The organism is Subtercola lobariae (genome assembly GCF_014640255.1).
Classification (GTDB): domain Bacteria; phylum Actinomycetota; class Actinomycetes; order Actinomycetales; family Microbacteriaceae; genus Subtercola; species Subtercola lobariae.
On the sequence record NZ_BMGP01000006.1, the window covers coordinates 204,038 to 218,766 of the forward strand.

Consider the following 14,729-nt stretch of genomic DNA (forward strand, 5'->3'; position numbering starts at 1 on the left):
CCTATGAACCGTGAACTCAAGCGCGTGACCATCGTCATCCTGGCGATGTTCGCCACCCTGTTTCTGTCTGTCACCACGATTCAGTTCTTCTCAGCGGATGCTCTGGCCAACGACTCCCGTAACGCACGCACCATCTACGCGAGTTACTCGAAGCAACGCGGGCCCATCTTGGTGCAAGGGCAGCCCATTGCGCAGTCGGTGCCCTCCGACGATCAGTACAAGTACCAGCGCACCTACTCGAATGGTCCGCTCTACAGCGCGGTCACCGGTTACTACACGCTCGACCAGGGCTCGAGCGGAATCGAGTCTGCCCTGAACGATGAACTCGCCGGCACCTCGGGCTCGCAATTCTTGAGCCAGCTGAACAGCATCGTCACGGGTCAGAACCCGCAAGGGGCATCCGTCGAACTCACCATCGACCCGAAGATTCAGCAGGCCGCGTATGACGCGCTCGGCTCGCAGCAGGGCGCGGTTATCGCCGTCGAGCCGAAAACAGGGCGCATTCTCGCCATGGTCTCGAAGCCCGACTACGACCCGAACGCCCTCGCGGTGCACGATACCGACCAGGTCATCAACACCTACAACACCCTGAACACCGACCCGAACCAGCCGCTCATCAACCGCACGCTCGGGGGCAACCTCGACCCGCCCGGTTCGACGTTCAAAATCGTCACCTCGTCAGCGGCGCTGCAGAACGCGAACCTGCCGGCAGACCACCAGCTTCCGAACCTCTCGGGGTACCAGCTGCCGAACAGCACCAACGTCGTGAGCAACGCCGGTGGTGGCACCTGCGGCCCCGGCGACACGGTGTCGATCGAGACGGCCTTCGTGCTCTCATGCAACATTCCGATGGCCGAACTGGGCGTCGAAATGGGGCAGAAAGACCTCACCGATATGGCGAACGCGTACGGGTACAACTCGGGTTTCGACTCGCCCATCCCCGTTGAGGCCAGCCAGTTTCCGCCGCTCAAAAACGACCCGGCCCAACTCGCCCTCTCGTCGTTCGGTCAATCCAATGTGCGGTCGTCGCCCATGCAGATCGTCGAGCAGTCGATGGCCGTCGCGAACGGCGGGGTGATCATGCAGCCGAACCTGGTCGACACCATTTCGGCACCAGATTTGACCGTTTTGCAGCAATTCCAGCCGAAAACGCTGAACACACCTATCACTTCGGTAACAGCTTCGACACTTTCATCGTGGATGGTCGAGGCCGTCAATTCCGGAGCGGCGACTAATGCAAGAATAGACGGAGTCAGTGTGGCCGGTAAGACAGGAACTGCGGAGAACGGGACGGGCGATCCGTACACTCTCTGGTTCACAGGATTCGCTCCTGCAGACAACCCCCAGGTTGCCGTTGCAGTAGTGGTACAAAATGGCGGCGGACTAGGCGAATCCGGAACCGGCAACGACGTTGCGGCTCCGATCGCCAAAAAAGTACTTGAGGCGGTGCTGAATAAATGAGACCCACAGCAGGGCTCACCTTCGGGGGAAGGTACGAGTTGTCGACGCGTATCGCGATCGGCGGCATGGGCGAGGTGTGGCAAGCAACCGACCTGGTTATCGGCCGCAACGTGGCCATCAAGATCTTGAAAGACGAATACCTGGGCGACCCAGGCTTTCTCGAGCGATTCCGGGCAGAGGCCAGGCACGCCGCACTCGTCAACCACGAGGGAATCGCGAACGTCTTCGACTACGGCGAAGAAGAGGGCAGTGCCTACCTCGTCATGGAGCTCGTTCCGGGTGAAGCGCTGTCGGTCATCCTGGAGCGCGAGCACGTGCTCTCGACCGACCGCGTTCTCGACATCATCGCGCAGACCGCATCTGCACTTCAGGCCGCGCACAACGCGGGCCTCGTGCACCGCGACATCAAGCCCGGCAACCTGCTGATCACTCCAGACGGCCGAGTCAAGATCACCGACTTCGGAATCGCCCGCATCGCCGACCAGGTGCCACTCACCGCAACCGGTCAGGTCATGGGCACCGTGCAGTACCTCTCGCCCGAGCAGGCCAGCGGCCAGTCTGCTTCGTCGACGACAGACATCTATTCCCTCGGCATCGTCGCCTACGAATGCCTCGCCGGCAAGCGCCCGTTCAGCGGTGAGTCGCAGGTTGCCATTGCAATGGCGCAGATCAACGATGCCCCGCCCGAGTTGCCGGTGACCATCGCCGAGCCCGTGCGAAACCTCGTCATGTCGTGCATCGCCAAGAAGCCTGCCGACCGGCCGGCCTCGACGGCGGCTCTCGCGCGCGCAGCCACCGCCCTTCGGCAAGGCGACATCGCTCTCGCCGCCGCCGCGGTGCCCGCCGTACTCGGTGGCCATGCACTACCACCGGCCACAGCCACGGTCATGATGCCGCAGGCCGCCGACCCCACCCAGGCGACCACCGTGCTCGGTGCCGCGGGCGGCGCAGCAACGGGCGGCCCCACCACGGCAAGCCTCACCGCCACCGATCCCGACGCCGAAGACCCCACAAAGAAGAAAAAGCGTAGCCCGTGGACCTGGCCGCTCATTGTTCTCATCATCATTCTCGCCCTGGTGCTCGTCGGCACGATCATCGCGCTCACCACCAACAACAAGGGCAACACCGCTCCCACCCCGTCGCCGTCTACGCAAAGCGCGACGCCGACGCCCACGCCTACCCCGACGCCCACCACCACGCCCACCTCGAACACCGTTGTGGTCAACGAAAAAGACCTCATCGGCAAGACCTTCGATGCCGCGGCTGCGGTTTTGCAGGCTCAAGGCCTCGGCGCGAACCGTGTCGTCAAGAACGCCGCCCCGAGCACCGACCAGGTCGATGTCGTCTACCAGGCCAGCCCGGTGGGCAATGTGACAAAGGGCACCACGATCGACCTCACCGTCTATGGTGATGCGGTCACGCCGCCCGCGCCCACCTCGACACCCACCGCGACTCCGGCGAAGGTCGTCGCCAACGCCACATTCGTAGTGAGCTGGGCGGCCTACAGCTGCCCCTCGGGTTACAACCTCACCAGCTACGATCTCGACCCCGGCACGGCCACAGTGGCGGTTCCGCCCGGAGCCAACCCGCAGGCCACGTTGATCGCACCGTCTACGGCGCAAGACATCAACATCTCGTACAAAGTGACCTGCACCGCGAATGGAGCGTCGTCAGGGCTGCAGTCGGCCTCATCGCCGGCCCTCAAGCTCACCATCACGGCCGCAACCCCGCCAACGTCACCCGCACCCGCAGCCGACCCCTCGAAATAGATCTTCCATCACCGCATCACCCGACTCTGGACCATCAACCAGCCGAACCAGGAGCCCCACCGTGACCGATGACAATCGCCTCCTCGCTGGGCGATATCGCATTGGTGACATCATCGGGCGTGGCGGTATGTCGAACGTCTACGTCGGGCGCGACGAACGACTCGGCCGGCAAGTCGCCATCAAGCTGCTCAAATCGTCACTCGCCGGTGACCCCATCTTTCGCACGCGGTTTCGCCAAGAAGCTCAAGCCGCTTCACGAATGGCGCATCCCACCATCGTGCGGGTGTTCGACGCCGGCGAAGAGCGCGTCGTCGAGCCCGGTGGCGCCGAAGCCATCGTGCCGTTCATCGTCATGGAGTACGTGCAGGGCATCCTGCTCAAAGACCTGATTCGTCAAGGCCCCGTCGACCCCGCCGAAGCCGTGCGCATCACCGACGGCATCTTGACGGCGCTCGAGTACTCGCATCGCGCGGGAGTCGTGCACCGCGACATCAAGCCCGGCAACATCATGCTCACGAACTCCGGCCAGGTCAAGGTCATGGATTTCGGCATCGCCCGGGCCATCTCCGACTCCTCGGCCACGGTGGCACAGACCACGGCCATACTCGGCACCGCTCAGTACTTCTCGCCCGAGCAGGCCAGGGGCGAGTCAGTGGATGCCCGTACCGACCTCTACTCCACCGGCATCGTGTTGTTCGAGCTTCTCACCGGCCGCGCACCGTTTCGCGGCGAGACGCCCGTGGCCGTGGCCTACCAGCACGTCAGCGAAGCCCCCGTTGCACCGAGCTCCGTCAACCCGAAAGTGTCGCCGGCCCTCGACCAGGTCGTGGCGCATGCCCTGGCAAAAGACCGGTTCGCTCGTTTTCAGAGTGCGGCCGACTTCAAAACCGACCTGCAGATCGCCGGTGCCGGCAAGATTCCGTCAAAACGGCTGCCTGCCGAAGACTTTCAGGCCTCGCTCTTCGGCGCTCCGCCCACGCTCACCTCTGGGTCTGATTCTGCCCTGACGCAGCTGGCCGGTGACGACGAGTACGCGGTTCGCACGCAGTCGCGCCCACCCGTCATCTGGATCTGGGCGGGAATCGCGAGCGTCGCCGTCATTCTCATCGCCATTCTGTTCTGGGTTTTCAGCCTTCGCGAAACCTCGATCATGCCCGTCTCATCTCGGCAGATTCCTGTCGTCGCTGGCCAGACATACGACAGCGCGAATGCGACATTGCAACAGCTGAATCTCGTAACGCAGCGCTTCGACAAGAACGACCCCACCATTCCCGCCGGCGACGTCATCAACACCGACCCGCCCGCCGGCACCATCGTGCAACCTCAGACGCTGATCAGCGTGTACGTCTCACTCGGCAAACAGACGGTGGCGCTGCCTGACTTCGCTGGAAGCACTGTGGCCGATGCCACCCCGAAAGTCACCGCGCTCGGCCTTCTGGTCGGTTCGACGACCAAACAGAATTCTCCGACCGTGCCGGCCGACGTCATCATCAGCTCGAGCCCGGCGGCCGGCACCCAGAGTTTCGTCGGTGACACGATCAACTTCGTCGTCTCGAATGGTCTTGTGACGGTTCCCGACACCACCGGTCAGCCGCGCAAAGACGCAATGACCTCACTGCAGGCCCTCAACCTGACCGTGAACACCGATGCCGATTCGACGTGTGCCGCCCAGTCGGGTGACCCGGTGACCAAGCAATCGCTCCAGCCCGGCGACAATCCACAGGGCTCGACCATAACGCTCACCTATTGCACGGGCAAGAGCTAGCGAAACCGAACCCTACGAAGCGGTAACCAGCGGGCTCAGCGTTGCCGCGGCATCCTGAGCAGACGGCAACCCTGCCACCGCCAGCCAGTTCGCGAGCATCTGATAACCGCCCTCGGTGAGCACCGATTCCGGGTGAAATTGCACGCCGTAGATGGGGGCGCTTTCGTGCCGCAACCCCATGATGACGCCGCCCTCTGTGCGAGAGGTGACCACGAGCGAATCAGGCACAGTACCGTCGACGACGGCCAGCGAGTGGTATCGGGTAGCAGTGAAGTTCTGAGCAACTCCCTCGTAGAAGGCACTGTCGTCGTGCACAATCACCGAGGTCTTGCCGTGCATCAGCTCTTCGGCGTTGGTGACCGTGGCCCCCATCGCCTCGGCAATCGCCTGGTGGCCGAGGCACACACCGAGCAACGGCTTCTGACTCTCGAGCGCAGCGAGCACGACCGCGATCGAGACACCGGCTTCTGACGGCTTTCCTGGCCCAGGAGAAATCAGCACAGCGTCGTACGTGTCGACTGCGGCAGCAGCGTCGTCGGGCGAAAACGCGTCGTTACGCAGCACGGTGGTCTCGGCGCCGAGCTGATGCAGGTAGCCGTTCAGCGTGTAGACGAAGCTGTCGTAGTTGTCAATGACGAGCACGTGAGTCATTGGTTAACCGTAACCGGTTGGCTGGGGGTCAGCAGCCCGTCGACCCACGGAAAAACCCAGGTCGAAAGCACGAACAGCAGCACGGCGAGTGCTACGAGAAGAATCAGGATGCGCGCCCACACCGGCCCGGGCAAGACCCGCCACAACGCTCCGTACACGGCTATGCGCCCTTTCCACTGATGCCGGCGATCTCCGCCGGTGCTCCGGCGCTGCGCGGGGTGAACGACTCCAGTACCCCGTACGCGATGATGCGCTCGGAGGCGATGTAGAGCGGGTTGCAGCTCGTGAGCGTGATCAGTCGGTCGGTGGGCGCAGCGTCGGGCACTTGAGGAACAGAGCTCAGCACATCTACGCCGTCGGGGCTCACATACTCGAGGTCGCGAAAACGGTAGGTGTACCAGCCGTCTTGCGTTTCGATGTAAATGGGGTCGCCCACTTGCAGCTCATTGATCTTGATGAACGGGCTGCCCCAACCATCGCGGTGTGCGGCGATAGCAAAGTTGCCCATGTCTCCCGGCATCTGGCTTTGTTCGTAGTGGCCCGCGCCCCCCGCATTGAGCACGGTCTTCGCGTCGACACCTTGCGAGATGGTGCGCTTGTAGTCGGCACCGAATCGGGGAACGTAGAGCACCGCGAACTGTTTCGTCTCTGCGGGAGCCGCCATCACCACAGGAGCTGCACCCGACGTGGTGCCCGAATCGGCGGGGGCGGTAGGTGAGGCGGTGTTCACCGGGGCGGTCGGGCCGACGGTCGATGCACTCCAACTCTGCGAAAGCCCAGACGCATCGTTGGTCTGCGTGCTGTTCAAGGCGATGCCCTGAATCCATAGCTGCCAGCCGAGAAAGAGAAAAACCAGAACACCGGTGGTAATCAGAACTTCGCCGGCAACGCCGATGATCGAGCGAACCAACGAACTGCGGCCTGTGGGGCTCTCGCCACCGGAGTCGCCAGCCGAGTCGTCACTGGAGTCATCTCCAGAGCCGTCACCGCCGCGCGAACCATCGCCGCGGCCACGACGGAGGTCGGCGCGTTGCGAACGACGAGTCGGAACCTCGTCAGAAGGTGAGTTTTGCTCTGGCACGGCATCCATGTTACGAGGTCGAGGTGAAGCGAAGCTGAGTTACTAACAGGCTACTTCACTACGAGTTTCGACAGGCCATCAGCATTCCCAGCTAGAATCATCGGCATGGCCCGCGACAAGACCCGTTCCTCCCAGCAAGTCGTTCAACGTTCGAGTGACGACCAGACACCCAACCCCGTCTGGTACAAGCCCGTCATGTTCGGCTTCATGCTCGTCGGGCTCGCTTGGATCATCGTGTTCTACGTCAGCCAGGGCACGTTTCCCATTCCCGATCTCGGTAGCTGGAACATCCTCATCGGTTTCGGCGTCGCATTCATCGGGTTCTTGATGACCACTCGGTGGCGTTGACAACCCGTCGGCGCTGACCACTCGTCACGCTCGCGGGGCAATTACACCGGTGTAATTATCCCCAGTGTGAATAACTCTGTGCACAACTCGGCACGGCCGGTTAGATAAACGCCTATTGAACGCCTAAAACGACCGAACCACGGTCAGAATTACGATCAGCGCAGCAAGCCCCACCAGCATCAGAATCTCGGTATTCTTCTGACTTCGCCGGCTGAATTGCGTGTAGATCAACCCGGTCAGCGCGCCGAAAACCAGCCCGCCGATGTAGACCTGCCACACCCCGCCGACGATGAACGCCAGCACGAGGTTCAGCACCACCAACACGATCAGCTGCGACATATTGCCGCCCTGCTTGCGCGCGATGAAGAACAGCCCCGCAATGAGGCCGAAAATCGCTCCGGTGGCACCGATCACGGCCGTCGTGGGTGAAGCCAGGTAGTCCACGGCCACAGCGCCGCCGATTGCCGAGAAGACGTAGAGCAGCGCGAACCGCCAGCGCCCGATCATCGGCTCGAGCATTCGCCCGAAGATATACAGCGAGAACATGTTGAACAAGATGTTCACAATGCTGAGCGGATTGTTCAGGGTGAACGGCGTCTGCACGAACGCATAGGTCAGCATTCGCCACGGTTCGAACGGAAACCCGATTCCCGGGTGCGTGTACACCGGTGCGTACAGCAGCGCCTGAGCCACCCCGAGCCCCGGAAAGAGTTCGAGCAGGTAGATGACGAGCGAGATGCCGATCAGCGCATAGGTGACCACCGGGGCAGTGGATGACCGCACCGAGGCCCGAGCGGCACGAACCAGCCGTGGCGGCCGACTGTACTGCTGACTCTGCCTGTCGCTTCTCGCACACTCGACGCAGTGCACGCCGACGGCAGCCTGCACCTGGCACTGCGGGCAGATCGTGCGCCCGCAGCGCTGGCACAGCACAAAACTCTGCCGGTCGGGGTGCCGGTAGCAGTAGTTGTCGGGGTTATAGGGAGTTGTCACGCCTCGGTGACGTCTACGCTTTCGATCACGACGGCGTCGAGCGGACGGTCGTAGGAGTCGGTGGCGACTGCGGCGAGCTTGTCGACGATGCGCCTCGACGAGTCGTCAGCCACTTCGCCGAAGATGGTGTGCTTCGCCTGCAGCCACGGGGTCGGGCCGACGGTGATGAAGAACTGTGAGCCGTTCGTGCCCTGGCCGCCCTGAATGCCAGCGTTGGCCATGGCGAGAATGTACGGTTCGCTGAAGTTCAGGTCGGGGCTGATCTCATCGTTGAAGCGGTAACCGGGGCCGCCGGTGCCATTGCCCAGCGGGTCGCCGCCCTGAATCATGAAGCCCGGAATGATGCGGTGAAAGATGCTGCCGTCGTAGAGCTTTGCCGTGGTGGCTGTGCCCGTCTTCGGGTCGGTCCATTCGCGCTCGCCTGATGCGAGACCGACGAAGTTCTTGACGGTCTGCGGGGCGTGGTTGCCGTAGAGGTTGACAGTGATGTCGCCGAGGTTCGTGTGGAGCGTTGCGACGTGGGTGTGCTTGGCCATGCCTCAATTCTCACACACGGCAGGTTGCGTTCAGTCAAGCGTCAGCGTAAAGATAGCCGATAGTCAGGCACGCAATGCGTGGGTAGAAGCAATAGCATGGCAAGATTGCAACGATGCCGTTCTCAGCCGATGGAGGTTTCCAATGAGTCTCACCCGTAAGCGTACGAAGGCGCTCAAGCGTCTGCGCAAGAGCGCAGGAGAACTGTGGCTCGACCAGCAAGACATTCTCACTCGGGCCAACCATGTTGCAGCCGAGGCGAAGCTTCAAGCTGCAGCGTTGACCAAGGAGGAGGTCGTACCTCGTGTTCAGGCCGCTTCGAGCCAGTTCGCGCAGAACGCTGCTCGCAACGTGGCCTCTGCGAAGCACGCCAGCGATCAGGTTCGCTCCAGGCTCACGTCTGACGTCTTCCCCGCTGTCGGCGGCACCGTCGGTTCAGCCGCCGCTGCTCTCGGCATTTCTGAAAATGCGTTCGTCAAAGGCGCTCTCGCCAAGCTGCAGCCGCCTGCACCCGTGAAGAAGGGTCACTCGATCGGCCTGTACTTCGCCATCGCAGCCGGCGTCGCCGCCGCCGCCGGCATCGGTTACGCCGTCTGGCAGACTTTCCGCGCAGATGACGAGCTCTGGATCAGCGAAGACGAGCTAGACACTCCCCCCGCCTCCTAACAACCAAAAAAGAAGAGGACCAGCCACAAACGTGGCTGGTCCTCTTCTTCGTGCCAGAAGTGCAAGCCAGAAAATAAACACCGCGCGACGCCAAAACGAAAAATGCCGGCTCAGGCCGGCATTTTTGGTTTTCGTGGAGCCTAGGAGAATCGAACTCCTGACCTCCTGCTTGCAAAGCAGGCGCTCTACCAATTGAGCTAAGGCCCCAGAGGGGTTGCTGTCTAGATGTGTTTGCTAAACACGCAGTGTTTTGTAAACACGGTGTTTAGCAAACACAGTGGGGGTACCGGGATTTGAACCTGGGACCTCTTCATTATCAGTGAAGCGCTCTAACCAACTGAGCTATACCCCCGAGTGGGCTGTCGCGTTCGTAAAACGCAACCTTGTTATCCTACCCAAAACCTACTTGTTCGTAAAACCGAGCATGACCCCGCCCGTGATTTTCACAGTCAGATTGTAGAGAACGGCCGCAATAGCACCGAGTGCAGTGATCACGATCACGTCGAGAATAGCCACGATCACCGCGAAGCCCATCACCTGCCCCAGCGACGCGAAGTCGTTGAGGTTGAAGTTGCCCTGCCCGGCGATTTCGGTGAGCACACTGTTGATCGAGTTGAACACACCCGTCTGGTTCAGTAGCGACCAGATGAGAAACGCAGCCACCACCGTCACGATGCCGAGAATGATCGACCAGAGAAACGACAGCTTCAAGATCGACCAGAAGTCGACGTACACCAGACGCAGCCGTACTTGCTTCGTTTGGGCGGGTCTAGATGACTTCTTGGCGAGCTTCTCGGCCACATTGCTACTCATCGATGGGTTCCTCTCCGGCATCTTCGGTGAGTTCTGCCGAGGCAGCGTCTTCCGAAACTACGGTGCGTTCGGTGTTCTTGGCCAGCGCGATTATGCGATCTTCATCGGCGAATCGTGCGAAGACAACACCCATGGTGTCTCGGCCTTTAGCCGGGACTTCGGCCACGGCAGAGCGTACCACCTTGCCGCTGGCAAGAACCACCAAGACCTCGTCTTCTTCGTCGACGATGAGCGCTCCGGCAAGGTCTCCCCGGGCATCCTGCAGCTTGGCCACCTTGATACCGAGACCGCCTCGGCCCTGGATGCGGTACTGGTCGACAGACGTGCGCTTGGCGTACCCACCTTCGGTCACCACGAAGACGAACCCGTCTTCAGACACGACTGAGGCGTCGAGCAAGAAGTCGTCGTCGCGAAACTTCATGCCGATGACGCCGGCGGTCGAGCGACCCATCGGTCGCAGTGACTCGTTCGAGGCGGTGAAGCGAATCGACATGCCCTTCTTCGAGACGAGCAGAACATCCGAATCTTCTTCGACCAGCAGCGCCGACACAAGCTCGTCGTCTTCACGCAGGTTGATCGCGATGATGCCACCCGAACGGTTCGTGTCGTATTCGTTCAGCGCCGTCTTCTTCAAGAGCCCGTCGCGGGTGGCGAGCACCAGGTACGTCGCCGCCTTGTAGTCACGAATGTCGAGAATCTGGGCGATCTGCTCGTCGGGTGCCAGCGCCAGCAGGTTGGCGACGTGCTGACCCTTCGCGTCGCGACCCGCTTCTTGTAGTTCGTAGGTCTTCGCACGGTAGACCCGGCCCTTGTTCGTGAAGAACAGCAGCCAGTGGTGCGTGGTGGTGACGAAGAAGTGCTCGACCACGTCGTCTGCCCGCAGCTGGGCACCCTTGACGCCCCTGCCACCGCGGTGCTGGCTGCGGTAGTTGTCGCTGCGGGTGCGCTTGATGTAGCCACCGCGGGTGACCGTGACCACCATCTCTTCTTCGGGAATGAGGTCTTCGACGTTCATGTCGCCGTCGAACCCGAACATGATCTCGGTGCGCCGGTCGTCGCCGAACTTCGTGGCGATCTCGGTGAGCTCTTCGACGATGATCTCGCGCTGGCGCGTCGGGCTCGCCAGAATGGCGTTGTATTCGTCGATCTTCAGCTGCAGTGCGTCGGCCTCGTCGTGGATCTTCTGGCGTTCGAGCGCAGCCAATCGCCGCAGCTGCATCGTCAGAATTGCGTCGGCCTGAACCTCGTCGATCTCGAGCAGCGCCATCAAGCCGGTACGGGCGTCGTCGACGGTCTCTGAACGACGGATGAGCGCGATGACATCGTCAAGGGCATCCAGAGCCTTCAGATACCCGCGCAAGATGTGCATGCGGTCTTCGGCCTCGCGCAGCCTGAACTGCGTGCGGCGTACGATGACGTCGATCTGGTGGGCGACCCACTCGGTGATGAACCCGTCGATCGGCAGCGTGCGCGGAATGCCGTCGACGATGGCGAGCATGTTGGCGCCGAAGTTCTCTTGCAACGACGTGTGCTTGTACAGGTTGTTCAGCACCACCTTGGCAACCGCGTCGCGCTTCAGCACGATAACGAGTCGCTGGCCGGTGCGGCCCGAGGTCTCGTCGCGAATGTCGGCGATGCCACTGACCTTGCCGTCTTTCACCAGCTCGGCGATCTTGATCGCGAGATTGTCGGGGTTCACCTGGTAAGGCAGCTCGGTGACCACCAGGCAGGTGCGACCCTGCAACTCTTCGACGCTGACGACGGCACGCATGGTGATCGACCCGCGGCCCGTGCGGTAGGCATCGTGGATGCCCTTCACACCGAGAATCTGCGCACCGGTCGGAAAGTCGGGGCCCTTGATGCGCTGAATGAGTGCATTCTGCAGCTCTTCACGCGTCGCATCGGGGTTCTCGAGGTACCAAATGGCGCCCGCGGCGACCTCACGCAGGTTGTGTGGCGGAATGTTCGTGGCCATACCCACCGCGATACCGACCGACCCGTTGACGAGCAGGTTCGGAAAGCGCGCCGGCAGCACGACGGGCTCGAGCGTGCGGCCATCGTAATTGTCTTGAAAGTCGACGGTCTCCTCTTGAATGTCGCGCACCATTTCGAGCGCGAGCGGAGCCATTTTCGTCTCGGTGTACCGCGGGGCGGCAGCACCGTCGTTGCCCGCAGAACCGAAGTTACCCTGCCCGAGAGCGAGCGGGTATCGCAGGCTCCACGGCTGAATCAGTCGAACGAGCGCGTCGTAGATCGACGAGTCGCCGTGCGGGTGAAACTGACCCATGACCTCGCCGACAACGCGAGCAGACTTGGAGAAGGCCCGATCAGGCCGGTACCCGCCGTCGTACATCGCATAGATCACACGGCGGTGAACGGGCTTCAAACCGTCTCGCACGTCGGGCAATGCACGCCCGACAATGACGCTCATCGCGTAGTCGAGGTACGAGCGCTGCATCTCGAGCTGAAGGTCTACCTGCTCGATGCGGTCGGTCGTGGCTCCGCGCGAGTCGGGAGCGATCTCGTCGCCGGTGGGGGTTTCGTCAGTCATCGTTCTCTATCTGTCGTGTGCCGAGTTCGTCGCTGTGGTTGCCGGATGCCCTGGCCGAAGCCCGTCGCATCGAGTGGCACCAAGCCTAAATGTCGAGAAACCGAACGTCTTTGGCGTTCTTCTGAATGAAATTGCGCCTCGACTCCACGTCTTCGCCCATCAGAGTGGAGAAGATCTCATCGGCCGCCGCCGCGTCGTCGAGCGTGATCTGGCGCAGTGTGCGGGTGTCTGGGTCCATCGTGGTGTCCCACAGTTCGCGGTAATCCATCTCACCCAGACCCTTGTAGCGCTGGATTCCGTTGTCTTTCGGAATTCGCTTGCCGGCTGCGGCGCCGTGCTCGAGCAGAGCGTCGCGTTCGGTGTCGGAGTAGACGTATTCGTGCGGCGCGTTCGTCCACTTCAAGCGGTAGAGCGGCGGCATGGCGAGGTACACGTAACCGAGCTCGATCAGCGGTCGCATGTAGCGGAACACCAGAGTGAGCAACAGAGTCGTGATGTGCTGACCGTCGACATCGGCATCTGCCATCAAAACGATCTTGTGGTAGCGCGCCTTGTCGGGGTTGAAGTCTTCACCGATGCCCGCACCGAATGCGGTGATCATGGCCTGAACCTCGTTGTTGCCGAGCGCCCTATCGAGCCTGGCCTTCTCGACGTTCAAGATCTTGCCGCGCAACGGCAGAATGGCTTGGGTTTCGGGGTTTCGGCCCTGAATGGCCGAACCGCCGGCCGAGTCACCCTCCACGATGAAGATCTCGCTCTTCGCGGGGTCTCTGCTCGAGCAGTCTTTGAGCTTGCCCGGCATTCCGCCGCCCTCGAGCAGACCCTTACGTCTGGTCTGTTCGCGAGCCTTACGAGCGGCCATGCGAGCCTGTGATGCCTGAATGGCTTTGCGAATGATGTCGCGCGCCTGAGTCGGGTTGCGATCGAACCAGTCTGCGAGCTCGGTGCCGGCAACCTTCTGCACGAACGCCTTCGCCTCGGTGTTGCCGAGCTTGGTCTTCGTCTGGCCCTCGAACTGCGGCTCAGCGAGCTTCACCGAGACCACTGCGGTGAGGCCTTCACGAATATCATCGCCCGTCAGGTTTTCGTCTTTTTCCTTCAGGATGCTCTTGTCTCTGGCATACCGGTTCACCAACGACGTGAGCGCGGCACGAAACCCCTCTTCGTGGGTTCCGCCCTCGTGGGTGTTGATGGTGTTCGCGTACGTGTGCACGCTTTCGGTGTACCCATTGGTCCACTGCATGGCGACCTCGAGCGAGATTTTGCGCTCGGTGTCTTCGTTCTCAAACGAGATGACCTCGTCGTGCACCAGCTCGTTCTTCTTCGCGCGGTTCAAGTACTCGACGTAGTCGACGAGCCCCTTCTCGTAGAGATAACTGACCACCACATCTTCTTCACCACGCTCGTCGGTGAGCGTGATGCGCAGACCCTTGTTCAAGAAGGCCATCTGCTGAAAGCGGGCGCGAAGCGTCTCGTAGTCGAAGATGGTCGTCTCGAACGTTTCGGCGCTCGGCCAGAACGTCGTCGTCGTACCCGTCTCGGTTGACACCTCGTCTTGCGATAGTGGAGCCTGGGGAATTCCGTGCTTGTAGCTCTGTCGCCACACGTGCCCCTGACGTCGCACCTCTACGTCGAGCTCTGCCGACAGGGCGTTCACGACCGAGATGCCGACGCCGTGCAGGCCGCCCGAAACCGAGTACCCGCCGCCGCCGAACTTTCCGCCGGCGTGCAGGATAGTCAGCACCACCTCGACGGTCGATTTGTTCTGGCTGACATTCAAGTCGACAGGTATGCCGCGACCGTTGTCGATAACACGCAGGCCACCGTCTTTACGAATGGAGACCAGAATGGTGTCGCAGTAGCCAGCGAGCGCCTCGTCTACCGAGTTGTCGACTACCTCATAAACCAGGTGGTGCAGACCCCGCGGCCCGGTAGAGCCGATGTACATTCCAGGCCGCTTTCGAACCGCCTCGAGACCCTCGAGAATCTGGATCGCATCGGCGCCGTATTCGGTTTCGGAGTCAGACTGGTCTAGTGGTGATGTCATGAATTATTTGGCTCCAAAACTTACGGCGGGCGACCCTTTATTCTACCAAA

The 14,729-nt window shown here is 61.6% G+C and carries 13 protein-coding genes and 2 tRNA genes; 5 read left to right on the forward strand and 10 right to left on the reverse strand.

Going from position 1 to position 14,729, the window contains the following annotated elements; all coding sequences use genetic code 11:
• Window positions 1-3: 3 nt before the first annotated feature.
• From IEX24_RS16090 to pknB, 3 genes are all read left to right on the forward strand, one after another.
• On the forward strand, window positions 4-1,461 hold the full coding sequence (locus IEX24_RS16090) for a penicillin-binding transpeptidase domain-containing protein (protein ID WP_188680056.1): 1,458 nt from the start codon (window positions 4-6) through the stop codon (window positions 1,459-1,461).
• The gene (locus IEX24_RS16095; protein WP_188680058.1) at window positions 1,458-3,230 is read left to right on the forward strand and encodes a serine/threonine-protein kinase; all 1,773 of its coding nucleotides are present in this window, start codon (window positions 1,458-1,460) and stop codon (window positions 3,228-3,230) included. Before IEX24_RS16090 ends, IEX24_RS16095 begins: the two co-directional genes overlap by 4 nt.
• 61 nt (window positions 3,231-3,291) lie before the next feature.
• Window positions 3,292-4,995 (forward strand): Stk1 family PASTA domain-containing Ser/Thr kinase, encoded by a 1,704-nt coding sequence (gene pknB / locus IEX24_RS16100; RefSeq protein WP_229715430.1) that lies wholly within the window; start codon window positions 3,292-3,294, stop codon window positions 4,993-4,995.
• A gap of 12 nt (window positions 4,996-5,007) precedes the next feature.
• On the opposite strand, the gene IEX24_RS16105 is transcribed toward pknB, so the two are convergent.
• The 3 genes from IEX24_RS16105 to IEX24_RS16115 are packed head-to-tail and all read right to left on the reverse strand — an operon-like array spanning window position 5,008 to window position 6,727.
• On the reverse strand, window positions 5,008-5,646 hold the full coding sequence (locus IEX24_RS16105; RefSeq protein ID WP_188680062.1) for an anthranilate synthase component II: 639 nt from the start codon (window positions 5,644-5,646) through the stop codon (window positions 5,008-5,010).
• Entirely contained in the window at window positions 5,643-5,804 is a 162-nt protein-coding gene (locus tag IEX24_RS16110; protein WP_188680064.1) for a hypothetical protein, read from the reverse strand. The genes IEX24_RS16105 and IEX24_RS16110 overlap by 4 nt, the downstream gene beginning before the upstream one ends.
• 2 nt (window positions 5,805-5,806) lie before the next feature.
• On the reverse strand, window positions 5,807-6,727 hold the full coding sequence (locus IEX24_RS16115; RefSeq protein ID WP_229715432.1) for a class E sortase: 921 nt from the start codon (window positions 6,725-6,727) through the stop codon (window positions 5,807-5,809).
• A 105-nt stretch (window positions 6,728-6,832) separates the two neighbouring features.
• Here IEX24_RS16115 and IEX24_RS16120 point away from each other — a divergent pair, with 105 nt between their 5' ends.
• A complete protein-coding gene (locus tag IEX24_RS16120) occupies window positions 6,833-7,075 on the forward strand; it encodes a cell division protein CrgA (RefSeq protein WP_188680066.1) in 243 nt (80 codons plus the stop codon).
• Between the two features lie 123 nt (window positions 7,076-7,198).
• Here IEX24_RS16120 and IEX24_RS16125 read toward each other — a convergent pair whose 3' ends face one another.
• Window positions 7,199-8,068: a rhomboid family intramembrane serine protease gene (locus IEX24_RS16125; protein WP_188680068.1), complete on the reverse strand. Its 870-nt coding sequence runs from the start codon at window positions 8,066-8,068 to the stop codon at window positions 7,199-7,201.
• Complete coding sequence (locus IEX24_RS16130; RefSeq protein WP_188680070.1) at window positions 8,065-8,604, reverse strand: peptidylprolyl isomerase; 540 nt, start codon at window positions 8,602-8,604, stop codon at window positions 8,065-8,067. Before IEX24_RS16130 ends, IEX24_RS16125 begins: the two co-directional genes overlap by 4 nt.
• A gap of 142 nt (window positions 8,605-8,746) precedes the next feature.
• Here IEX24_RS16130 and IEX24_RS16135 point away from each other — a divergent pair, with 142 nt between their 5' ends.
• Window positions 8,747-9,268: a hypothetical protein gene (locus IEX24_RS16135; RefSeq protein ID WP_188680072.1), complete on the forward strand. Its 522-nt coding sequence runs from the start codon at window positions 8,747-8,749 to the stop codon at window positions 9,266-9,268.
• 134 nt (window positions 9,269-9,402) lie between these two features.
• Here the strand turns inward: IEX24_RS16135 and IEX24_RS16140 are convergent.
• From IEX24_RS16140 to gyrB, 5 genes are all read right to left on the reverse strand, one after another.
• Window positions 9,403-9,475, reverse strand: a tRNA-Ala gene (locus IEX24_RS16140).
• 71 nt (window positions 9,476-9,546) lie between these two features.
• A tRNA-Ile gene (locus tag IEX24_RS16145) sits at window positions 9,547-9,620 on the reverse strand.
• Between the two features lie 50 nt (window positions 9,621-9,670).
• Window positions 9,671-10,081, reverse strand: coding sequence for a DUF3566 domain-containing protein (locus IEX24_RS16150; protein WP_188680074.1), 411 nt, complete (start codon window positions 10,079-10,081; stop codon window positions 9,671-9,673).
• On the reverse strand, window positions 10,074-12,632 hold the full coding sequence (gene gyrA, locus IEX24_RS16155; RefSeq protein ID WP_188680075.1) for a DNA gyrase subunit A: 2,559 nt from the start codon (window positions 12,630-12,632) through the stop codon (window positions 10,074-10,076). Before gyrA ends, IEX24_RS16150 begins: the two co-directional genes overlap by 8 nt.
• An 85-nt stretch (window positions 12,633-12,717) precedes the next feature.
• Window positions 12,718-14,679: a DNA topoisomerase (ATP-hydrolyzing) subunit B gene (gene gyrB / locus IEX24_RS16160; protein ID WP_188680078.1), complete on the reverse strand. Its 1,962-nt coding sequence runs from the start codon at window positions 14,677-14,679 to the stop codon at window positions 12,718-12,720.
• Window positions 14,680-14,729 lie beyond the last annotated feature (50 nt).

Excerpts from the sequence above, each read along its gene's own strand:
- IEX24_RS16090 (WP_188680056.1), top strand. The coding sequence starts at position 4 with ATGAACCGTGAACTCAAGCGCGTGACCATCGTCATCCTGGCGATGTTC.
- IEX24_RS16095 (WP_188680058.1), top strand. The coding sequence starts at position 1,458 with ATGAGACCCACAGCAGGGCTCACCTTCGGGGGAAGGTACGAGTTGTCG.
- IEX24_RS16105 (WP_188680062.1), bottom strand. The coding sequence starts at position 5,646 with ATGACTCACGTGCTCGTCATTGACAACTACGACAGCTTCGTCTACACG.
- IEX24_RS16120 (WP_188680066.1), top strand. The coding sequence starts at position 6,833 with ATGGCCCGCGACAAGACCCGTTCCTCCCAGCAAGTCGTTCAACGTTCG.
- IEX24_RS16130 (WP_188680070.1), bottom strand. The coding sequence starts at position 8,604 with ATGGCCAAGCACACCCACGTCGCAACGCTCCACACGAACCTCGGCGAC.
- IEX24_RS16135 (WP_188680072.1), top strand. The coding sequence starts at position 8,747 with ATGAGTCTCACCCGTAAGCGTACGAAGGCGCTCAAGCGTCTGCGCAAG.
- IEX24_RS16150 (WP_188680074.1), bottom strand. The coding sequence starts at position 10,081 with ATGAGTAGCAATGTGGCCGAGAAGCTCGCCAAGAAGTCATCTAGACCC.
- gyrA (WP_188680075.1), bottom strand. The coding sequence starts at position 12,632 with ATGACTGACGAAACCCCCACCGGCGACGAGATCGCTCCCGACTCGCGC.
- gyrB (WP_188680078.1), bottom strand. The coding sequence starts at position 14,679 with ATGACATCACCACTAGACCAGTCTGACTCCGAAACCGAATACGGCGCC.